The following is a 21,373-nucleotide window of genomic DNA, read 5'->3' as shown; positions in this document are numbered from 1 at the left end:
CGTGCGGTTGTTTGATCGCGCCTTCCGCCGGTGGTGGGATCGCCGCATGTCTCCCCGTACCGAGCAGGTCCTCCCCGTCCCCACGCCCGAGTTCGCCCGCCACGTGGAGCGCGTCGCGGAGGTGACGGACGCGACGTCCCGGCTGAACGTGCTGCCGTTCGGCGACGGCGAGGGCCGTGCCGCACTCCTGTCCGTGGTGTTCGGCGGCCCGCTCCCGGAGTCCGTGACGATCTATCCGCCGTTCTTCACCGAGTACGGGCTGAACACGGCGTTCGGCGAGAACGTCTTCGTCAACCAGGGATGCACCTTCATGGACCGGGGCGGGATCCGCATCGGTGACGGCGTCATGATCGCCCCGAAGGTGAGCCTGATCACCGGCGGGCACCCGCTGCGCCTCGCCGAGCGCCGCGCCTACCTCTCCCTCGCCCCGATCGTCGTCGAGGACGACGTCTGGATCGGCACGTCCGCCGTGATCCTGCAAGGGGTGACCGTCGGCGCCGGTGCCGTGGTCGCGGCGGGTGCGGTGGTGACCCGCGATGTGCCCGCCCGCACCCTGGTCGCGGGAGTCCCCGCCCGGGTGATCAAAACGATCGACTGAACTCGCGGCCGGACCGTGTCCCGCCCTGCCGCGCCCCGGCGTCCGGGACACAAGTGCGTGCGGTGGCGCCGGTGCCGTAGTACTCCTGGGGGTTCCCGAGACACATCCGCCCTCCCTCCCTTGGAGTCGTCCGATGGCCGTTCGCCGCGTCGTGCCCACCATCCGATCGGAAGCCGCGCAGGAGAGCCGGGAGTTCTACGGCCTGCTGGGGTTCGAGGAGGTGATGAACCACGGCTGGATCATGACGCTCGCCTCCCCGACCAGCCCGGCGGCGCAGATCAGCGTCATGGCCGAGGACCGGACGGCGCCGCTCGTCCCCGACATGAGCGTGGAGGTCGACGACGTGGACGCGGCCTACGCCGCCCTGCGGGCGAGCGGCGCGGAGATCGTGCACCCGCTGCAGGACGAGGAGTGGGGGGTGCGGAGGTTCTTCGTCCGCGACCCCGGCGGCCGGGTGGTCAACGTACTGGCCCACCGCTGACCCGCCTCCCGGACCGCTTCCTCCGTGAGCGGGATCAGCTCCCGCACCCGTCCCGGGCGAGCGCGGGGGCGGTGAGGTCGAGGGCGAGCCGGTTACCCCAGTCGTTGAAGCAGACGGCGGTGGTGCCCTCGTGACGCACCGCCACGAACGGGTTGGAGCTCCACATCACGGCCACCCACCGCAGCGACCGGTCGGGGGCGAGGCGGGCGAGATAACCGACGTTGCCCATACCGCTGCCGCCGCCGCACAGCCACCCGGAACCGTCCGGCAGGGCGCTCTCGAACGCCGGATCCACCTCGGTGGTGCCGCACTCCGCGACGATCCGGGCCACCTCGACCGGCCCGCCGAGACGGAACGGGATCGGCTGTCCGGCGTCCGGGTGGTAGCGCCCGGGGCCCTCGACATGGAGCTCCAGAGCGGTGTCGTCCGGCCGGTAGAGCGCGTCACCGTACGGCATCTCACCGGCCGTCCACAGCCGCGCGACCGTGCCCGCCGTCCCGCCTCGCCCCGTACCCATGGACGCGAGTCTAAGGAGGCGGGGCCGCGCCCCGGCCCCGGACCGCGCAGGCCGCCGCCCAGCCGCCGGGGACCGGTACGTCGATGAGCGTCCAGCCGGGGACCGGCTCCGGGCGGGGGCCGCAGCCCAGGTGACGGCCGTGCAGCGCGGCGCCGGACAGGCCCTCGCCGGTCGCCTTGAGGTACGCCTCCTTACGGGTCCAGCAGCGGGCGAAGGCGGCCGGACGGGCGTCCGCCGGCAGGTGCGCCAACGCCGCCCGTTCGGCCGGGTGCAGCGCGGCGGACGCGTCCGCCGCCAACCGGGCGCCGGGGACGCGTTCCACATCGACGCCGATCGGGTCGGCGGCCAGCCCCAGCAACGCCAGACCGTCGCCGTGGGCGAGCGAGAAGTGCACCGCCCCGCCCGCCACCGCCGGACGCCCGTGCGGGCCGCCGCACCCCGGGCACGCCAGCCGCACCAGCTCCACCGCGTCCGGCGCCGTGTCCAGCAACCCGCCCAGCACCCGGCGCAGCTCCGCGTGGACGGCGATGTACAGCGCACGGTCGGCCGGGCGGCGCAGCGCCGCCGCCCGCTGCCGCTCCCGCGCGTCCAGCAGCGCCACGCCGTCCTCGCCCTGCGCCTCCGCCGTGACGAGGCGCAGCCACGGGCCCCGCGCCAACTCCGCGGCGCGGGGGCCGGGGCCGCCCGCCGGTGCGAGGTGCGGCGCGGGGCCCGTGGGCGTCATCCGGCGGGGCCCGTCAGCCGCGGGGCGAGCACGGCGGCGATGGCGTCCAGCTGCGTCTCCCGCATCAGCTGCGGGTGGGTGCAGTCCAGATCGTGGTTGACGATCCGGCCGGAGACATGCGGGCGCCAGGCCTCGCGGGTCAGCCAGTCCTCCGGGCGCGGCGCCGCCGCGGTGAAGAACAGGACGTCACCCTCGAACCGGCGGTGGCGGTGGGCGCGCATCATCCGGGCGTGGTGCGGCACGATGTCGACGATCCGCGACAGGGTGTGATCGCTCAGCCCGGCCAGCGGACTGCCCGCCTTGCGGAGCGTCGTCAGCACGTCCTCGCGGTCCCGCTCGTCCGTCCGGTCGAAACCGGCCATCCGCAGCACCGCGGTGAGCGCGTCGCCCTCCTCCGGCGCGGGCCGCTCCCGCCACTGCTCGGCCGGGAACGCGTCGAGCAGCGCCAGCAGCTCGACCTCCTCGCCCGCCTCCTGGAGCAGCACCGCCACGGTGTGCGCCAGGATCCCACCGACCGACCAGCCCAGCAGCCGGTACGGACCGTGCGGCCGCACCTCCCGCAGTTGGCGGACGTACCCGGCGGCCTGGGTCTCCAGGTCCGGCGGGAGCGGCCCGTCGTCGAGCAGCCCGCGCGCCTGGATGCCGTAGAGCGGCTGGTCCGGGCCGAGCCGCGCGGACAGTCCCGCGTAGCACCAGGACAGCCCGCCCGCCGGGTGGAAGGCGAACAGCGGCGGCCGGTCGCCCACGGTGCGCAGCGGCAGGACGACGTCGAGCGCGTCCCCCGCCGCCGGTGCCGCCGTCGCCAGCCGGGCGGCGAGGGCCGCCGGGGTCGGCGCCTCGAAGAGCGAGCCGATGGTCAGCTCCGTGCCGCACTCCTCGCGGATCCGCGTCACCAGCCGCACCGCGAGCAGCGAGGTGCCGCCGAGGTCGAAGAAGGCGTCGTCGGGACCGGCGTCCGCCACCCCCAGGACCTCGGCGAAGAGCCGGGTCACCGTCGCCTCCCGGGCGTTCGCCGGGCGGCGGGCCGCGCCGCTGCCGCCGAACACCGGCGCGGGCAGCGCCGCCCGGTCCAGCTTGCCGTTCGGGGTCAGCGGGAACGCGTCGAGCACGACGACTGCCGCCGGGACCATGTGCTCGGGCAGCGCCGAGGTCAGCTCCGCCCGGACGGCCGCCGGGTCCGCGGTGCCGGTCACATAGCCGATCAGCCGCTGCTCACCGGCGCCGTCCTCGCGGACCAGCGCACAGGCGCCGTCCACCCCGGTCCGGGCGGTGAGCGCCGCCTCGATCTCGCCCAGTTCGATGCGCTGACCGCGGAGTTTGACCTGGTGGTCGGTGCGGCCGAGGTATTCGACCTCACCCTCCGCCGTCCAGCGCGCCAGATCGCCGGTGCGGTACATCCGGTCGCCGGGCGCCCCGAACGGGTCGTCGACGAAGCGCTCCGCGGTCAGCTCCGGACGGTTCAGATAGCCGTCCGCCAACTGCCGCCCGGCCAGGAAGAGTTCCCCCGGAACGCCGGGCGGGCACGGCTGGCGCGCCGCGTCCAGGACGTACAGCCGGGTGTTCCACACCGGCCGCCCGATCGGCACCGGACCGTCGCCGTCCGCCGCACACGCGTGGTACGAGACGTCGACGGCAGCCTCCGTCGGACCGTAGAGGTTGTGCAGCGCGGCGCCCGGCAGCGTACGGGCGAAGAGGGTCGCCGTCTCGCGGGGCAGCGCCTCGCCGCTGGCGAAGACCTGCCGCAGCGCGCCGCAGCCCGCCGCCCGCGGGGACGCCAGGAACACCTGGAGCATCGACGGGACGAAGTGGCAGGTGGTGACCGACCGTTCGGTGATCAGCCGGGCCAGCCGCACCGGGTCCTTGTGCACCCCGGGCTCCGCGACGACCAGCGCCGCGCCCTCCCGCAGCGGCCAGAAGAACTCCCAGACGGAGACGTCGAACGACGACGGTGTCTTCTGGAGCACCCGGTCCCGCCCGTCCAGCGGGTAGGCGTGCTGCATCCACCGCAAACGGTTGTCGATCGCCCGATGGGACACCACCACGCCCTTGGGACGGCCGGTGGAGCCCGAGGTGTAGATGACGTACGCCGGATGCGACGGGGTGAGCGCCCGCGCCGGGTTGACCGGCAGATATCCGGACACATCGAGGGTGTCCAGGGCGATCAGCGGCGTCCCGGCGTCGGACGGCAGCCGCCCGGCGTGGTCGGTGAGCGCGCAGACCGGCGCCGCGTCCCGGAGCATGTACGTCAGCCGCTGCGCCGGGTAGTCCGGGTCGAGCGGCAGATACGCGGCGCCCGACTTGAGGACCGCGAGCAGCGCGACCACCAGCTCCACCGAGCGCGGCACCGAGACCGCGACCAGTTTCCCGGGCCCGGCGCCGCGCTCCTGGAGGTGCCGGGCGAGCCGGTTGGCGCGGGCGTTGAGCTGCCGGTACGTCAGCGCGGTGGTACCGAAGACCAGCGCGGTGGCGTCCGGGGTGCGGGCCGCCCGCGACTCGATCGGACCGATCAGCGTGGTCGGCGGCACCTCGTGCGTGGTGTCGTTGAACTCGTCGATCACCAGGGCGTGTTCGTCGGGAGTGGCGATGGTGTGACCGGCGAGCGGCTGCTGCGGGTCGGTGGTGGCGAGCCGCTCCAGAAGGGTCAGGAACCGTTCCTGATGGCGGGCGAGCGCCGCACCGTCGTACAGCGCCGGGTTGCCGTCGTGGTCGATGCGCAGACCACGTCCGTCGGCGCGGTCGTAGATGTTGACGGTCAGATCGTCGACCGGACCGGCGGAGAGGTTCCGGGCGCGCGCCGGGGCGCCCGCGAACTCGGCGCCGTAGTCGAACGGCATGACGTTGACCAGCGGCCCCACCAGACCGCGCGCCTCGCCGAGGAGGCCCAGGTCGCGGCGGATGTCCTCGTAGCGGTAGCGCTGGTGGCGGCGGGCCTCGCGGATGCCGAGGACCACCTGCCGCACCAGCTGCGCGAAGGTCGCCCCGGGGGTGACGGAGAGCCGCAGCGGCAGCACGTTCATCACCATCCCCGGCACCCGCAGCGCCACCGAGCCCAGCCGGCCCATCATCGGCAGGCCCAGGACCACATCGGCACGGTCGCAGGCGCGCGAGGTGTAGAGCGCCTGCGCGGCGATCAGCACGTCCGGCCAGGTCGCCCGGAGCGTGGTGGCCAGCTCCCGCAGCCGTTCGGTCGCCTCGGGGGAGAGGTGCGCGGTGGTGCGCAGGAAGGTGCGTGAGGGGAGCGCACCGCGCCCGGCGAGCCGCGGCGCCTCCGGGCGGTCGGCGAACGCGGTCCGCCAGTGGTCGGCGTCGGCGGCGTACGCCTCCGACGCGCGGTACTCCTCGTCCTGGGCGACGAGCGCGGCGAGCGACCCGAAGGCGCGCGGACCCGGCTCCTCGCCGCGGGCCAGCGCGGAGTACACCTCGGCGGTACGGCGTACCAGCAGCGAGTACCCGTAGCCGTCCATGACGAGATGGTGGATGCGCTGGTACCACAGCCACCGCTCGTCACCGGTGCGGAAGAGGGCGTGCCGGAACGGCGGTCCGGCGGCCAGATCGCACGGCTCGGCCAGATCGGCGCGCATCCACGCCTCGGCGTCGGCGTCCGGGTCGGCCGCCCCGCGCAGATCATGCACGGAGAGCGGCGGCGCGACCTCCGTCAGCAGATGCTGGCGCGGCCCGTCCGGGGTGTCGGAGACCCGGACGCGCAGCGCGTCGGTCTCGGCGGTGACGTGGCGCAGCGCGGCGGCGAACACCTCCGGGTCGAGCGGCCCGGCGATCTCCAGGCACTCCGCGGTGTTCTGCGCCGGGCTCAGCGGGTCGAGGGCCTGCGCGTACCACATGCCCGACTGGGCGGCGGTCAGCGGCAGTCCGGCCCCCGGGCCGTCCTCGGGGGAGGCGGGGGCGGCTTCGGTCGGGGCGGTGGTCATCCGACCCCCAGCAGCGGGGCCCACGCCTCGACGGCGGGGGCTTCGGCGAGGTCGGCGAAGCTCGCGTCGATGCCGTGGTCGCGGCGCCAGCGCTCCAGCAGCGCCATGATGCGGACCGAGTCGAGACCGTAGTCGAGAAGGTTCTCGTCGACGGGGATGTCCGCCGGGTCCTCGCCGAGGGCGTCGGCGATGTCGGCGCGGAGCGTCTCCAGGGTGAGTGCCATGCTCAGATCTCCTCAAGGACGGCGTCGGTGCAGGTCACGACCGCGCAGCGGCCGGCGGCCCACTTCAGGGCCAGGTCGTGGTCGGCGCGGGAGAAGTCCGCGACGGCGTCGGCGACGACGAACGCCCGGATGTCGCGCATCCACGCGTCGCACGCCGTCATCAGCACGCCGATGTGCGCGTAGACCCCGACGATCACCAACTGGTCGCGTCCGGCCTCACGCATCCGCCGCTCCAGGTCGGTGCGGACGAAGGCGCTGTACTTCCACTTGGTCAGGACGGTGTCGTCCGCCTCCGGCGCGACCTGGTCGGGGACGGCGAGCTTCGCCGGGTCGTCGGCGACGCCCGGGCCCCAGAAGTCCAACTGGAGACCGCGCTCCTCGGGCGTCTGCCCACCGCGCTGGGCCGAGTAGACGACGGGCACCCCGCGCTCCCGGAAGGCGGTCAGCAACCGCGCGGTGTTGTCGAGCATCCCGGTCAGCGGCTGCTCACCGGCCGGGTACGCGCCGAGGAAGTGCTCCTGGAGATCGTGGACGAGGACCACGGCGCGCGCCGGGTCGACGGTCCAGGCGACCCGGTTCTCGGGCAGCTCCTCGGGGGTCGGGAGCGGATAGCGGGCGATGGCGGGAAGTGCCATGGTGGCGGGGCCTTTCAGTGCTGCTCGGTGGGGGCGGCGGCGGAGCGCAGGCCGTTCTTGCTGACCTTGCCGACCCCGGTCTGCGGGAAGGCGTCCACGAACTCCACGAGATCGGGGACCTTGTAGTCGGCGACGCCCGCCTGCCGGACGTGCCGCTTGATCGCGACCGGCTTCAGCGGCTCGGCGCCCGCGCGCAGGATCACGTACGCCAGCGTCCGCTCGCCGAGATAGGCGTCGGCGACGGCGACGACGGAGACGTCGTGGACGGCCGGGTGGCCCAGGACGATGTTCTCGATCTCCTCCGGCGCGACCTTCTCGCCACCCCGGTTGATCTGGTCCTTCGCCCGGCCCTCGACGACGAGGTGCCCGGTCGGGGTGCGGCGCACGATGTCGCCGGTGCGGTAGAAACCGTCCGCGGTGAAGGCCCGCGCGTTGTGCTGCGGGGCGCGCCAGTAGCCGCGGATGGTGTACGGGCCGCGGGTCAGCAGATGGCCGAACTCGCCGTCGGGGACGTCCTCGTCGGCGTCGTCCACCACCCGGATCTCGTCGTCGGGGGAGATCGGCAGGCCCTGGGTGGTGACGACGGTCTCCGGGTCGTCGTCCAGCCGGGTGTAGTTGACCAGCCCCTCGGCCATGCCGAAGACCTGCATCAGACGGCAGCCGAGCGCGGGCTCCAGGCGCCGCGCCGCGGCCACCGAGAACTTCGCGCCGCCGACCAGCAGCAGCTCCAGGCTGGACAGATCGTGCGCCGCATCCGGGCCCGCCTCGGTCCACACCAGTGCCAGCGGCGGCACCAGACCCGTCATCGTGATGCGCTCCTGGGCGATGAGCGGGAACGCGGTCGCCGGATCGGGCCGCGGGCAGAGCACCACGGTGCCGCCCGCGTACAGCACGCCCAGCCAACCGGGCGACGACATCGGGAAGTTGTGCGCCGCGGGCAGCGCGACGAGGAAGCGGGTGTGCTCGTCCACACCGCAGATCTCGTTGGAGCCCCACAGCGAGTAGCCGTAGTCGTCGTGGGTGCGGGGGATGAGCTTGGGGACGCCGGTGGTGCCGCCGGAGAGCTGGAGGAAGGCCAGCTCGTGCGGCTCGGGCCCGTCGAGCGGACCGGCCACGTCACACGGCACCTCGGCGAGCGCGGTGTGCTCGCCCGGCTCCCCGGCGACGAAGACGTGCCGCAGCCCCGGCGTCTGCTCCTTGACCCGCGAGGCGAGCGCCCGGTGGTCGTAGCCCGCGTGCCGGTCGGGGATGACGTACGCGACCGCCTCCGCGAAGGCGCAGAAGTAGCCGATCTCGGTGTCGCGGTGCGCCGGGAGCGCGTAGACGGGGAGCGCGCCGATGCGGAACAGCGCGAAGACGACGACGAGGAACTCCCCGACGTTCGGGAGCTGGACGACGACCCGGTCGCCCTTGGCGATGCCGCGGGCGGCGAACCCGGCGGCCATCCGGTCGGCGGCCTCGTCCAGCTCGCGGTAGGTCCAGGTGCGGCGCTCCGGCGCCGGGTCGATCAGCGCGGTGCGGTCGGGGTGGGCGGCGGCGCGCTCGCGGAGCACGGCGCCGAAGGTCTCCCCGCGCCAGTAGCCGGCCGCGCGGTAGCGGGCCGCGAACTCCTCGGGCCAGGTGGGCGCGTCGAGGCCCGGGGTGGTGGCGGACGGCGTGCTCACAGGGCGGCTCCGACGGCGCTCAGGAAGGTACGGAACTTCGCGCCGGTCTCGGCGGTCTCCGCCTCCGGCGAGGAGTCGGCGACGACCCCGGCGCCCGCGAAGAGCCGCAGCCCCCGGCCCTCGGCCTCGGCGCAGCGGATGGTGACGACCCACTCGCCGTCGCCGTCCGCGTTCTGCCAGCCGACCATGCCGGTGTACGGACCCCGGTCGAACGGTTCGGACGCGGCGATCACCTCGCGCGCCAGCGGGGTCGGGGTGCCGCAGACCGCCGGTGTGGGGTGGAGCGCGGACGCCAGCTCCAGCGCGCACACCTCGGGGTCGGCGAGCTCGCCGGTGACGGCCGTCGACAGGTGCCACATCGCCGCGGTGCGCACCAGGGTGGGCCGCTCGGGGACCTCCAGACGGGTGCAGAAGGGCGCCAGCGCGGCGCGGACCGCGTCCACCACGACGGCGTGTTCGTGCAGGTCCTTGGGGGATTCCAGCAGGGCTGCGGCGCGCCGGACGTCCTCGGCGAGGTCGGCGCTGCGGGGCGCGGACCCGGCCAGCGGGTTGGCGGTCAACCGGCCGCCGGTGCGGGAGACGAGGAGTTCGGGGCTGGCGCCGACGAGGGTGCGGCCGGGGCCGCTGGGGACGGCGAAGGTGTAGCCGGACGGATCGCGGCGGGCCAGCCGCTGCACCATCGACGGCAGATCCAGGTCATGACGGGACGTCAGCTCCAGGGTGCGGGCCAGGACGACCTTGTCGAACTCCCCGGCCCGCATCCGCGCCACGGCGGCGGCGACGGCCGCACCGAACTCGGCGGGCGCGGGCACCTCCCGTATCTCCCAGTCGGCGGCGCGTTCCGCGTCGGGTGCGGGCAGGGCGACGAGCGGGTCCTTGCGCAGCGGCGGCGCCCAGGCCACCGAGGCGGGCACGGCCAGCGCGGCCGGGCCGTCCGGGGCGAACGGCAGCGCGCCGACCACGACCGGCGCCGGGGTGCCCGCGGCACGCCGCTCCCGCAGCGTCTCGCGGACCCGCAGATACACGGGTCTGGAATCGTGCGGGACGTCGGCGAGGGTGCCGCGCCCCAGCAGGGTGTGGCGGGGGGTGCCGAGGAAGCGGTCCGTTCCGGCGCGGTAGGCGTCGAGCAGGGCGGTGGCCTCGCCCGGGGTGACCACGGGCGCGGTGCGGGGTTCGCTCAGGGAAGCGGGCATGGCGGTCTCCAGGAAGGGGGGAGCGGGGGGGGCGCGGGCGCGGGCCGGGGCGGCGGCCCCGGCCCGGCCGGTCAGGCGCGGAGCGTGGCGCCGCCGTCGACGTACAGGTCGTGCAGCGTGATGTGGCGGGCGCGGTCGGACACCAGGAAGGCGACGGCCTCGGCGATGTCGGACGGGTCGGCGATCCGGCCGAGGGGGATGCCGGTGCGGTGCGCGGCGAGGTCGCCCTCGACGATGTGGCGGGCGGCGGTCTCCTCGTCCTGGCCGGACGCGGTCCACATGGCGCGCTGCATGTCGGTGAGGGTCGAGCCGGGGGAGACGGTGTTGCAGCGCACACCGTGCGCGGCGACCTCAAGGCCCAGGCACTTGGTGAACATCACCGCGGCGGCCTTGGAGGCGGCGTACGCGGCCATCCCGGCGCGCGGGATGCCCGCCGCGTTGGAGGCGACGGTGACGATGCTGCCGCGACCGCGGACGGTCATCCGGCGGGCGGCGGCCCGGGAGACGTGCATCACACCGTCGGTGTTGACGGCGAACGTCGCCGCCCAGTCCGCGTCGGACAGCTCGGTGACCGGCGCGCCGCGCAGCACGCCCGCGACGTTGACGGCGATGTCGAGCGGGCCGACGGTCTCCTCGACCTCCGCGACGAGCGCGTCCACGGCGGCGGCGTCGGTGACGTCCAGCGCGCGGGCGGTGATCCGGTCCGCGTACGGCCGGGCCTCCGCGGGGAGTTCGCCGGGGGTCAGGTCGGTGGCGACGACCCGGGCGCCGCGGGCGGCGAGGGCCACCGCGACGGCGGCGCCGATGCCGCGCCCGGCGCCCGTCACGAGGGCGAGGCGGCCGTCGAGTTCGGGTGCGGTGGTCACTTCACCATCGCCTTGCGGATGTCGTCGAGGACGGAGACGGCGGCCTGCGGACCGCCCAGGCTGGTCCACTTGGAGCCGTCGATGACGGTGGCGTGGTGGTCGCGGACCGCGTTCAGCTGGCGGTAGGCGGGCTTCCCGGTCAACTCCTTGAGCAGCGAGGACTCCGAGCTGCCCGGGTCGAGGGTGCCGATGAACAGCCAGTCGGCGTCGATCTCCTTGAGGTTCTCCTCGCTGAGCGGCGTGGAGTGGCCCTTGCCCGGCTGCGCCTGGATGCCCGGCCGCTTGAAGCCGAGGTCGTTCAGGACGTCGCCGATGAAGACGCCCTGCTGCATGACGGCGGTGCCCTTGGCGGAGTAGCGGGCGACGGAGACGGAGGCACCGGCGCGTTTGCCGAGGTCCTTCTTGAGGGCGGCGGCCCTGCCGTCGTAGTCGTCGAGGAACTTCTCCGCCTGGTTGGTCCGGCCCAGGGCCTTGCCGGTCAGCTCCAGGGACTTGCGCCAGCTCTTGTCGGCGCCGATGGTCACGACGGTCGGGGCGATGGTGCGCAGCTGCTTGAGCACCTGCTTGTCGGCGAGTTGACCGGCGAGGATGACGTCCGGCTTCGCCTGGACGACCTTCTCGATGTCGGGCCCGGTCACGGCGCCGACGACGGGTATCCCCTTGGCCTTGTCGGCGAGGTAGGCGGGGGCGCCCTTCTGGCCGCGGCCCGCGGTGAGGCCGACCGGCTCGACGCCGAGGGTGAGCGCGGAGTCCAGATCCATCTCGCTGAGCGCCACCACGCGCTGCGGCTTCGCGGGCACGTCGACGGCGGTGCCGGTCGCATCGGTCACCTTGCTGGTGTCCTTGGCGCCGGACGCCGTGTCCGAGGAGCCGCAGGCGGTCAGCGTGAGCGCGCAGGCGGCGAGCGTCGCGACGGCGGCGGTGGTGCGGAAGGGTCTGAGGGCGGGGGTGGACGCCATGGCCTGGGTTCTCCGTTGGGGTGTGTCGGTGGCGGAAAAGGTACGTGTCCGAGCGGTAGGCGGCGTACGGGTACGCCGAGTTCGTCCGCTTTCGGGCAGGCTGCGGAGCGCTCCGCAGAAAACCCGGAGCGATCGATTTAGGTTAGGCTAACCTCATGTTGATTGTGCAAGAGGGGCGGCCCGAGGGCACCGGGAACCGCCCCGGCGACCCCCTCACGCCGGGCCACCGCCCCCTCCGCCGGGCCGCGCTCGCGCTGACCGTCGTCCTGCCGGTCCTGGTCGTGTTCTCCCTGGTCATCGGCACCGGCCACAGCTCCGCCGCCGACGCCTGGCACTTCCTCACCGGCGACCCGGCCGCCCGCGCCGACGCCCAACTGCGCCTGGCGGTGCTGGACGTACGGCTGCCGCGGACCCTCGCCGCCCTCTTCGTCGGCGTCTGCCTCGGCGTCTCCGGCTGCCTCCTCCAGGCCGCGACGCGCAACCCACTGGCCGAAACCGGACTGCTCGGCGTCAACTCCGGCGCCGCCTTCGCCGTCGTCCTCGGCCTCACCTTCTTCGGCGCCACCTCGCCCACCGCCCTGATGGGCTGGGCCCTCGCCGGGGGGCTGGCCGCCAGTGCCGTGGTCCTGCTGCTCGCCGCGTCCGGCCGCACCGCCGGATCCCCGCTGCGCCTGGTCCTCACCGGCACTGCCATCGGCGCCACCTTCCACGGCCTGACCTCGTACGTCCTGCTCGGCACCCAGTCGACGTTCGACACCTACCGCTACTGGACGATCGGCTCGCTCGCCGGGGTCGAGACCGCCGATCTGCTGCCGCTGACCGCCCCGGCGGCCGTCGGGCTGCTCGTCGCGTTCGGCTGCGCCCGCCCGCTGTCGGCGCTCGGCCTCGGCGACGACAGCGCCCGCTCGCTCGGCCACCACCCGGGCCGTATCCGCCTCGCGGTGGCCGCCGCCGTCTCCCTCCTCGTCGGCTGCGCGGTCGCCGTCGCCGGACCGATCGCCTTCCTCGGGCTGCTCGCGCCGTACGTCGCCCGTGCCGTCGCCGGGCCCCGCCTCACCGCCCAACTCGCCCTCTCCGCGCTGGTCGCCGCCGCCGTGATGCTGCTCGCCGACATCCTGGCCCGCGTGATCATCCGCCCCTGGGAGACGCCGGTCAGCGTGCTGCTCGCCTTCGTCGGCGGACCGCTGCTCGTCTGGATCGCCCGCTCCGCCCGCCTCTCCACCGCCGGGGCGTCCGCATGAGCGCCCCGCACCCCACCCGGACCCCGCGCCCCGGGATCGAGCTGCCGGACACCACCGTCCTGCGCACCGGCACCCTCTCCTGGCTCTTCCCGCGCCGCGGCGCGCTGGCCGCGGCGCTCCTCGTCCCGCTGCTCGCCGTGCTCGTCGCGCTCTCCGTGACGGCGAGTTCGACGGGGATGAGCCTGTCGCAGACGCTCGGCGGACTGCTGGGCACCGGCGACGCCGGGACGGTCATGGTCGTCCGGGACTTCCGGCTGCCGCGCGTCCTGGTGGGCCTCATGGTCGGCGCCGCGCTCGGCATCTCCGGCTGCCTCACCCAGACCCTCGCCGGGAACCGCCTCGCCACCCCCGACCTGATCGGCGTCAACGAGGGCGCCACCGCCGCGGTCGTCGCCGCCGCGGCCGGATCGGCCACCGGCATGGTCGGCGACTGGTGGCTGGGCCCGGTCGGCGCCGTCGCCGCCGCGGCGCTCGTCGTGCTCTGCGCGGGCGGCGCGGGCACCGCCGGATACCGCGTACTCGTCGTCGGCATCGGCGTCTCCACCACCATCGGCGCCGTCAGCGACCTGCTGATGTCCCGGGAGAACGACAACACCGCGGGCGGCGTCTTCCTCTGGGCCGTCGGCAGCCTCAGCGGCCGGGACTGGAGCGCCGGGACCCCGCTGCTGATCGCCCTCGCCGTCCTCGTCCCGCTCGCCCTCGCCTCCGGGCACCGGCTGCAACTCCTCCGCTTCGACGACGACATGGCCGCCGCCCTCGGCGTCGAACTGCGCCGGGTACGGGCCGCCGCCCTGGCGCTCGCCGTGGCGCTGGCCGGGGTCGCGGTCGGCGTCGGCGGGCCCATCGCCTTCGTCGGCCTCGCCGCACCCGTCCTCGCCCAGCGGATGGCCGGACCCACCCGCGTCCCGGTGGTCTGCTCGGCGCTGACCGGCGCCGCCCTCGTGGTGGCCGCCGACGCGCTCGGCCGCGTCATCGCCCCCGTCGAACTGCCCGTCGGCGTCGTCACCAGCGTGCTCGGCGGCCCCTTCCTGCTCTGGGTCCTCTTCCGCGCGGACCGCCCCGCCCGAAAGGACCGGTCATGACCGATCAGCCGACCCCCACCCCCGGTTTGGAGATACGCGAACTGCACGCGGGCTACCCCGGCCGCCCCGTCGTCCGGGACGTCTCGCTCACCGTGCCCGCCGGGCGGGTCGCCGCGATCGTGGGCCCCAACGGCTGCGGCAAGTCCACGCTGTTGCGCGCCGCCGCCCGGCTGCACACCCCGGACTCCGGCACCGTGCACGCCGACGGCGCCGACATCTGGGCCCTCGGCCGCCGCCGCGCCGCCCACCGCGTCGCCCTGCTCCCGCAGTCGCCCCGCGCCCCCGAGGCGGTCACCGTCGCCGGACTCGTCCGCTACGGCCGCCACCCCCACCAGGGGCTGCTGCGTCAGTGGTCACGGGAGGACGAGACGGCCGTCCGGGAGGCGCTGGACGCCACCGGCACCACGGAACTCGCCGCCGAACGCCTCGACCGGCTCTCCGGCGGCCAGCGGCAGCGCTGCTGGCTGGCGATGGTCCTCGCCCAGCACACCCCGGTCGTCCTGCTCGACGAGCCCACCAGCGCCCTCGACCTCGGACACGCCGTCGAGGTCCTCACCCTGGTCCGCGAGGTGGCCGCGGCCGGTCGCACCGTCGTGATGGTCCTGCACGACCTGGCCGCCGCCGCCCGCTACGCCGACACCGTCGTCGCCATGAAGGACGGCCGCGTCGTCGCCCAGGGCGCCCCGGACGAGGTCGTCGACGCGGCGCTGGTCAAGGAGGTCTACGGGCTGGACGCCGACATCCTGCGGGCCCCGGGCGACGGGGCGCCGGTCGTCGTCCCCCGCGCGCGGGCGCCGCGCCCGGCGTCCGCCCCGGTCGGCTGAGGGGGCGCGCCGTGCGGTGCGGGGCGGCAGGCGACCCGCCGCCCCGCACCCCGCCGGAGCGCGCCCGGCCAGGTCGCGTCCCGCGGTTCGGGTCCGGGTCCGGCCGCGTTCGGGCCGGACACCGGGTCAGCGGGGACCGGCCAGGACCTCCGCCGCGGCGACGCCGGAGGCGGCCGTCGCCCCGTGCGTGAAGAGCCGGACCGCCCCGGGCACCGACGGCCCGGGCAGCCCCATCTCCACCACGACCGCGTCCGGCCGCGCCGCGACCAGCGTGGCGAGCGCCTCGGCCATCCAGCCGTGCCGGGCGGCGTCCCGCACCACCACGACCAGCGGGCGTCCGGTGGCCGGGGCCAGCGCCCGCTCCTCCAGCACGCCCGGACGGTCGGTCAGCTCCTGCCGGGGGATCCGTACGGAGGTGGTGCCGGGCAGCCGCTCGCGCAGCGGCGCGCCGACGCCCCAGGGCGTCTCGTTGCCGATCGCGAGGTTGGTGGACGGCACCAGTTCGACCACGTGCGCCGGTGCGGCCAGCGGCAGCACCCCGTCGCCCGCGCCGCTGATCCGCAGGGCGCGCCGCGCGGCGACGTAGCCGATGTCGCGGCTGACCGGGTCGGCGGGCACCGAGCGGCGCAGCCCGGCCGACCAGCGGGCGAACTCGCCGACCCGGTCGGCCGCCTCGGCCAGCCGCTCCTCCGGCAGCTTGCCCGAGGAGGCGGCCGCGACCAACGCGCCGACCAGCAACTCCGCGGTGTCCTCCCCGGCGTTCTCGCCGCCCACGCAGAGCGCGTCGGCGCCCGCGGCGACGGCCCGTACCGCGGCGCCGTCGATCCCGTAGAGCCCGGTGACCGCGCCCATCTCGATGGCGTCGGTGACGATCAGCCCGTCGAAGCCCAGCTCGCCGCGGAGCAGGTCGACGAGGATGCGGCGGCTGAGGGTGGCGGGCACCTCGGGGTCGTAGGCGGGGACCAGGAGGTGGGCGCTCATGATCGCGCGGACGCCCGCGTCCAGGGCGGCGCGGAACGGCGGCAGCGCCTGCGCCGCGATCTCCTCGGCGGTGGCGTCGTAGCTGGGCAGCCCGTGGTGGGAGTCGATGGCGACGTCGCCGTGGCCGGGGAAGTGCTTGGCGCACGCGGCGACCCCGGCGGACTGGAGCCCGCGCACCCAGGAGGAGGCGTGCCGGGAGACCACCTTGGCGTCCACGCCGAACGACCGGACGCCGATGATCGGGTTGTCCGGGTTGGAGTTGACGTCGACGCTGGGCGCGTAGTCCAGGCTCACCCCGGCGGCGTGCAGCTGACGGCCCAGGTCCCGGGCGACGGCCTCGGTCAGCTCGGTGTCGTCGACGGCGCCGAGCGCGAAGTTGCCCGGCCGGGTGGCGCCGGTCGCCGCCTCCAGGCGGGTGACGTCTCCGGCCTCCTCGTCGATGGCGATGATCAACTCGGGATTCTCCGCGCGTAGTTGCGCCGCGAGCTGCGCCACCTGTTCCGCGCTGCTGATGTTCCGGGTGAACAGCACCACGGAGGAGAGCCCCTCGCCGATGGCGCGCAGGATCCACGGGGGCGCCACGGTGCCGGTGAACCCGGGCTGGAGGACGGAGAGGGCGAGCCGCCGCAGCTCCTTGCTGTGCAGGTTGGAGGACATCGACCGGCCTTCCGGGTAGTGCCGACACTTCGCCACGGTGTTCATTGGTACAGGCCAATGGATATTGGCCTGTACCAATTGCCGATGTCAAGGATGCCCGCTGCCGTATCCGGTGGCTACCGCCTTGCCGCCCCGCATCCGCCCCCGCATCCCGGCGGGACCCGGCGCCCCTTCGGGGCGAGGTCTCAACTGCCGTTCACTCGCCCTTCGTTGACGCCACGTCGAATACCGGGCAAGTGTTGACATGCTGCCGTGGTCTAGTCCAGTTTGGTGGGACGCGAGTGAAGCAAGGGGCGGGTGTGACTCGCCCCGGGCAGTGCGGCACACCGCCGCCGCTGCCCGGGAGGCCCGCCCTCCTCCCGGCTCGGAGCGCCGCGCGGCGCCCCGCACCGGCAACGCCTTCGGCGACCCCACCGTCCTCCGGCGACGGGCGGCGCCCCCTTCGGAACCGACCACCGCAATCCCTCACCACCCCGCACCGACTCCTCCCGCACGCGCATCCCTCCCGACCGACGGCCGTCCGTGCCGCCGCGCCCCGCGCGGCCCCCCACCGCCACCGACGCGCCCGTCCGGGACCTCCCGCGCTCGCCGCCCGCCCCACCGGGCACGCCGCGGCGACCCCGGGAAACGGCCCCGGCCACCGGACCTTCGAGCTTTGGAGTGCACACATGCCGGCCCCCGGCCACCTGTACCGCGCAGCCAGCGACGTCCCGTACTTCAGCGAGGACGCCGACACCTACCTCGCCCGCACCCCGCTGCGCGACCTCACCAAGACCCGCCCGCTACGGGTGCTGTCCGACGCGGACTTCGCCCACTGGCAGACCTACGGCTACGTCGTCGTCGAGGAAGCGATCCCCGCCGCGTCGGCGACCCGCCTCCTCGACTTCGCCTGGGAGTTCCAGGGCCTCGACCCCACCCGGCCCGACACCTGGTACGAGGACCGCCCCTACCGCTCGGACCTCGACCGCGAACTGCACATCTACGGCTTCGTCGAGGCGTACCACCACCAACTGCTCTGGGACAGCCGCCAGACGCAGCGGGTCTACGACGCGTTCGTCGACGTCTGGGACGCCGAGGAACTGTGGGTGACGCTGGACCGCCTCAACCTCAACCCGCCCAACGTCAAAAACCGCGACCGCGCGCTGATCCCCGGCACCGACCGCGGCTTCGACATCAGACTCCACTGGGACATCGACACCTCCCTCGGCGTCCTGCCCCAGCGGGTCCAGGGAATCATCGCCCTCAACGACACCGACCCCGCCTCCGGCGGATTCCAGTGCGCCCCGGAACTCTTCCGCGACTTCGACCGCTGGAAAGCCCTCCAGCCACCGGGCCGCGACCCGATCCGGCCGCAGATCGACCGGGCCGAAATTCCCGTCGTCCGCCCCGAATTGCACGCCGGGGACCTGCTGATCTGGAACGGCGCACTCGCCCACGGCGTCGCCCCCAACACCTCCGCCGACGGCGTCCGCGCCGTGCAGTACCTCTCGATGATGCCCGCCCTCGAATCCCACGAGGAGTTGCGCCGCTCCCGTATCGATTCCTGGCGCCATCTGCGGACCCCGGAATGGAATGCGACGCTGCTCGGCGACGCCGTACGCCATGAATCGCTCCGCTACGGCCGGGCCACGCTCAATCCGCTCGGCGCCGCACTGCTGGGCCTCGAATCCTGGAACGGAAATCCCACCGCACAGCCGACCGGAGACGGGGCATGGACCGCATCTGTCTGACCCTTCCCACCAACCGGGAATGCACCGCCACCCTCACCGCCCTCGGCGAGGAGGCGGCCTACGCCGCCGCACACTTCGGCGTCGAGGTCGATCTGCTGATCCTCGACTCCGCCGACGCCCCGGACCGCGCCCGCCACGCCCGCGCGGCACACGCCGCCGCCGGGGAACACATCACCGTCCACCACCTCGACGAAGCCGCCCAACGCGCCTTCCTGCGCCGCGTCATCGACCGCGCCGAGCTGCCCAAACCCGAGCTGATGCTCGACCTGATGCTCCCGGACCGGCTCTCCTACGGCGCCTGCACCAACCGCGCCTTCCTCCTCGCCGCCGCCCTCGGCTGCCGCTCCGTCCACCGGCGCGACTCCGACAGCCGCTACCAGCTCCACCACGGCGAACCGGTGTACCCGATCCACCACGAACTGCTCGCCCTCGGCAGACCCGCCCGCGACGTGGCCGCCGCCGTCACCGAGAATTCCCTGGACGACCACCACGCCGGTAAAGCCGTCGTCATGGCCGGTGCCTCCTTCGTCGGCGAACTCTCCGTCGACATCGGCGAGATACGCGCCACCGACCCCGAAATCTACCGGGACATCGTCGGACTGTGGGCCCCCGAGAACTGGTCCGCGGACGAGAAAAGGGAATTGGCGGACGTCTCCTTTCTCGGCGCCGGAACCGACCCGTTCACCGGCGACCGCTCGACACTCGCCCTCGTCGACCCCATGCATGTCGACATGTGCAACATCGGATTCCACCGCATTCAGGAAGACGTGCCGCTGCCCCCGGCCACCGACACCATCGGCAGCGACTATTTCCTCTTCCATCTCGCCCGCAGCGCCACCCTCCCCGGTGTGCTGCACAACCGCCATATCGTCAACTACTACACCGGGGAACGCCGCACCGACGCCGGATTCCTGGCGTATCAGCTGCGGTTCGTGAAATTCCTCCTCTCCATGCAATACCTCCACCACGTCTACGACCGGATGGCCCACGCCGGACCCGCCCTCCTCGACGCGGACGACCGGGTACGCACCGAGGACATCGCCCTCTTCACCCGGGAGAGCGCCCACCTCGACCCGGCGGAGAACCTGCGGCGCCTCACCGTCCTCGACCGCTCCTACCGCCGCCTCGGCGGCCGGTACGCGGACTTCGCCGACCACCTCGCCACCCACCGCGCCCGCCTGCTCGACGAAGCCCGCCGCGACATGGAGGACTTCGCCCTGCTCACCGAGGCATGGCCGGGCCTCGTGGCGGCGAGCGCGGCCACCGGCCCGCCCCCCGGCGGCAGCCACCCCGACCGGGGACGCCGATGACCGGCCCCGGCGCCCGGCTGCGCACCGCCCTCGCCGCCGCCGACGACGACCGCCTCCTCCTCGACCTCACCGGCATCGCGGAGCGCTACGACACACTCCGGCGCGAACTCCCCGGCGTCCACGTCCGGTTCGCCATGAAGGCGTGCCCCGCCGACGAGGTCCTGGCCCACCTCGCCCGGCGCGGTGCCGGTGTCGACGCGGCCGGACCCCGCGAGATCGCCCAGGCCCTCGCCGCCGGGGTACCGCCCACCCGCATCCACTACGGCAACACCGTCAAGTCCGACCGGGACATCGCCGACGCCCACCGGCTGGGCATCACCGACTACGCCACCGACAGCACCGAGGACGTCGCCGCCCTCGCCGCACACGCCCCCGGCGCCCGCGTCTTCTGCCGTCTGACCACCGACGGCGACGGCGCCCTGTGGGGCCTGACCGGCAAGAACGGCTGCTCCGCCGAGGACGCCGTACGCATCCTGGAGACCGCCAGGGACGCCGGACTGACCCCCGCCGGACTCTCCGTCCACGTCGGCTCGCAGCAGATGACCGCCGACGCCTGGCACACCGCGCTCGACCGGCTCGGCGACGTCCTCGCCGCCCTGCGCGGGCGCGGCATCACCCTCGACCACCTCAACCTCGGCGGCGGACTGCCCGCCCTCGGCTACCGCGACCGGCACGGCCACGACCTCGACCCCCCGCTCGACAAGATCTTCGCGGTGCTCCGCGAGGGCATGCGGCGGCTGGCCGACGAGGCGGGACACCCGCTGGACTTCCGCATTGAACCGGGCCGCCACCTCGTCGCCGACCACGGCGCCATCCGCGCCCACGTCAGCCGCCTCGCCACCCGCCGCGCCCCCGACGGCACCCCCCGCCACTGGCTCTACCTCAGCTGCGGCAAGTTCAACGGGCTCTACGAGATGGACGCCGTCCAGTACCGCCTGGTCTTCCCCACCCGACCGGACGGCCCCACCGTGCCCGCCGTCGTCGCCGGGCCCACCTGCGACAGCGACGACGCCTTCTCGCCCGACCACCTCGTACCCGTCCCCGCGGACGCCGCCTCCGGCGACCCCGTCTGGATCCTCTCCAGCGGCGCCTACGCGCTCAGCTACATGACCCGCGAGTTCAACGGCTTCGCCCCGCTCCCGTACCACTGCGTCACCGACGGCGCCGCCCCCGAAAGGCATCCGGCAGATGAGTCCTGACCTGCGGATACGGCATCTCGCCGACGGCGACTGGGACGCCCTGACCGCCCTGGAGGCGGCCACCTACACCCCGCTCGGCCTCTCCGAGGACCGCGCCGCGCTCCGCTCCCGCGCCGACGCCTCCCCGGCGACCTGCTTCGTCGCCGTCCGCGGCGACCGGCTCGACGGCTATCTGCTGGCCCTGCCCTACCCGCCCCACACCCACCCGCACCTCACCCGCGCCGAACAACGCCCCTTCGCCTCCCGCAACCTCCACCTCCACGACCTGGTCGTCGCCCCGCCGCAGCGCGGTCGCGGTCTGGCCCGTCTGCTGCTGCACCGCCTCACGGCCGCCGCCACCGCCCGCGGCTACACGCAGATCTCCCTGATCGCGGTCGGCGGCAGCCACCCCTTCTGGGCGGCCCGCGGCTTCACCACCGACCCCCGGGCCGCCGCCCCCGGCCCCGACTACGGGCCGGACGCCGTCTGCATGGTCCGCCCCCTGCCCCCGCCCGCCGGCCACCCCGGAGTGCGGCGCCCCGCCCGCCACCGCCCCGCCGCGCCCCACGAAGTGAGCTGATCG

19 protein-coding genes are annotated in these 21,373 nt (G+C 74.5%); 9 read left to right on the top strand and 10 right to left on the bottom strand.

The window, feature by feature from the left end:
- The first annotated feature begins 46 nt into the window (after nt 1-46).
- Nucleotides 47-598 (top strand): DapH/DapD/GlmU-related protein, encoded by a 552-nt coding sequence (locus tag IF23_RS0102970; RefSeq protein ID WP_030279412.1) that lies wholly within the window; start codon nt 47-49, stop codon nt 596-598.
- Between the two features lie 133 nt (nt 599-731).
- A complete protein-coding gene (locus tag IF23_RS0102965) occupies nt 732-1,079 on the top strand; it encodes a VOC family protein (protein ID WP_030279410.1) in 348 nt (115 codons plus the stop codon).
- Nucleotides 1,080-1,113: 34 nt separating this feature from the next.
- Here IF23_RS0102965 and IF23_RS0102960 read toward each other — a convergent pair whose 3' ends face one another.
- The 9 genes from IF23_RS0102960 to IF23_RS0102920 all read right to left on the bottom strand — a co-directional run bounded on the left by IF23_RS0102960 (nt 1,114) and on the right by IF23_RS0102920 (nt 11,787).
- Nucleotides 1,114-1,596 (bottom strand): hypothetical protein, encoded by a 483-nt coding sequence (locus IF23_RS0102960; RefSeq protein WP_030279408.1) that lies wholly within the window; start codon nt 1,594-1,596, stop codon nt 1,114-1,116.
- Nucleotides 1,597-1,606: 10 nt separating this feature from the next.
- On the bottom strand, nt 1,607-2,320 hold the full coding sequence (locus IF23_RS0102955; RefSeq protein ID WP_078653746.1) for a 4'-phosphopantetheinyl transferase family protein: 714 nt from the start codon (nt 2,318-2,320) through the stop codon (nt 1,607-1,609).
- Nucleotides 2,317-6,246 carry a non-ribosomal peptide synthetase gene (locus IF23_RS0102950; RefSeq protein WP_030279404.1) on the bottom strand — a complete coding sequence of 1,310 codons (3,930 nt, stop codon included), beginning with the start codon at nt 6,244-6,246 and terminating at the stop codon, nt 2,317-2,319. Before IF23_RS0102950 ends, IF23_RS0102955 begins: the two co-directional genes overlap by 4 nt.
- A complete protein-coding gene (locus IF23_RS0102945) occupies nt 6,243-6,470 on the bottom strand; it encodes a phosphopantetheine-binding protein (protein WP_030279402.1) in 228 nt (75 codons plus the stop codon). Before IF23_RS0102945 ends, IF23_RS0102950 begins: the two co-directional genes overlap by 4 nt.
- Before the next feature lie 2 nt (nt 6,471-6,472).
- Nucleotides 6,473-7,105, bottom strand: coding sequence for an isochorismatase family protein (locus IF23_RS0102940; RefSeq protein ID WP_030279400.1), 633 nt, complete (start codon nt 7,103-7,105; stop codon nt 6,473-6,475).
- A 14-nt stretch (nt 7,106-7,119) separates the two neighbouring features.
- Nucleotides 7,120-8,769, bottom strand: a complete 1,650-nt coding sequence (locus tag IF23_RS0102935; protein WP_030279398.1) for a (2,3-dihydroxybenzoyl)adenylate synthase — start codon at nt 8,767-8,769, stop codon at nt 7,120-7,122.
- Complete coding sequence (locus IF23_RS0102930) at nt 8,766-9,962, bottom strand: isochorismate synthase (protein ID WP_030279396.1); 1,197 nt, start codon at nt 9,960-9,962, stop codon at nt 8,766-8,768. Before IF23_RS0102930 ends, IF23_RS0102935 begins: the two co-directional genes overlap by 4 nt.
- 71 nt (nt 9,963-10,033) lie before the next feature.
- Nucleotides 10,034-10,828, bottom strand: a complete 795-nt coding sequence (locus tag IF23_RS0102925; protein ID WP_030279394.1) for a 2,3-dihydro-2,3-dihydroxybenzoate dehydrogenase — start codon at nt 10,826-10,828, stop codon at nt 10,034-10,036.
- Nucleotides 10,825-11,787 (bottom strand): ABC transporter substrate-binding protein, encoded by a 963-nt coding sequence (locus IF23_RS0102920; RefSeq protein WP_030279392.1) that lies wholly within the window; start codon nt 11,785-11,787, stop codon nt 10,825-10,827. The genes IF23_RS0102925 and IF23_RS0102920 overlap by 4 nt, the downstream gene beginning before the upstream one ends.
- Before the next feature lie 155 nt (nt 11,788-11,942).
- Between IF23_RS0102920 and IF23_RS0102915 the strand changes: the two genes are divergently transcribed.
- Genes IF23_RS0102915 through IF23_RS0102905 form a run of 3 tightly spaced genes read left to right on the top strand, consistent with a single transcriptional unit; the run spans nt 11,943 to nt 14,934 of the window.
- On the top strand, nt 11,943-13,028 hold the full coding sequence (locus tag IF23_RS0102915; RefSeq protein WP_030279390.1) for a FecCD family ABC transporter permease: 1,086 nt from the start codon (nt 11,943-11,945) through the stop codon (nt 13,026-13,028).
- Complete coding sequence (locus IF23_RS0102910; protein WP_037677145.1) at nt 13,025-14,110, top strand: FecCD family ABC transporter permease; 1,086 nt, start codon at nt 13,025-13,027, stop codon at nt 14,108-14,110. Before IF23_RS0102915 ends, IF23_RS0102910 begins: the two co-directional genes overlap by 4 nt.
- Nucleotides 14,107-14,934: an ABC transporter ATP-binding protein gene (locus IF23_RS0102905; RefSeq protein ID WP_030279386.1), complete on the top strand. Its 828-nt coding sequence runs from the start codon at nt 14,107-14,109 to the stop codon at nt 14,932-14,934. Before IF23_RS0102910 ends, IF23_RS0102905 begins: the two co-directional genes overlap by 4 nt.
- 126 nt (nt 14,935-15,060) lie before the next feature.
- Here the strand turns inward: IF23_RS0102905 and IF23_RS0102900 are convergent, their stop codons facing one another.
- On the bottom strand, nt 15,061-16,572 hold the full coding sequence (locus IF23_RS0102900; protein WP_030279384.1) for a glycoside hydrolase family 3 protein: 1,512 nt from the start codon (nt 16,570-16,572) through the stop codon (nt 15,061-15,063).
- Between the two features lie 668 nt (nt 16,573-17,240).
- On the opposite strand from IF23_RS0102900, the gene IF23_RS0102895 reads away from it, so the two are divergent.
- Genes IF23_RS0102895 through IF23_RS0102880 form a run of 4 tightly spaced genes read left to right on the top strand, consistent with a single transcriptional unit; the run spans nt 17,241 to nt 21,370 of the window.
- On the top strand, nt 17,241-18,302 hold the full coding sequence (locus IF23_RS0102895; protein WP_030279382.1) for a phytanoyl-CoA dioxygenase family protein: 1,062 nt from the start codon (nt 17,241-17,243) through the stop codon (nt 18,300-18,302).
- Entirely contained in the window at nt 18,284-19,612 is a 1,329-nt protein-coding gene (locus tag IF23_RS0102890) for a DUF6271 family protein (protein ID WP_030279381.1), read from the top strand. Before IF23_RS0102895 ends, IF23_RS0102890 begins: the two co-directional genes overlap by 19 nt.
- The gene (locus IF23_RS0102885) at nt 19,609-20,811 is read left to right on the top strand and encodes a type III PLP-dependent enzyme domain-containing protein (protein ID WP_030279379.1); all 1,203 of its coding nucleotides are present in this window, start codon (nt 19,609-19,611) and stop codon (nt 20,809-20,811) included. The genes IF23_RS0102890 and IF23_RS0102885 overlap by 4 nt, the downstream gene beginning before the upstream one ends.
- Nucleotides 20,801-21,370 carry a GNAT family N-acetyltransferase gene (locus IF23_RS0102880; RefSeq protein ID WP_051739132.1) on the top strand — a complete coding sequence of 190 codons (570 nt, stop codon included), beginning with the start codon at nt 20,801-20,803 and terminating at the stop codon, nt 21,368-21,370. Before IF23_RS0102885 ends, IF23_RS0102880 begins: the two co-directional genes overlap by 11 nt.
- The last annotated feature ends 3 nt before the right edge of the window (nt 21,371-21,373 follow it).

Origin of the sequence: Streptomyces catenulae, assembly GCF_000718015.1 — a bacterium.
GTDB classification, from domain to species: domain Bacteria; phylum Actinomycetota; class Actinomycetes; order Streptomycetales; family Streptomycetaceae; genus Streptomyces; species Streptomyces catenulae.
This window is presented reverse-complemented; position numbering and strand designations above follow the sequence as displayed.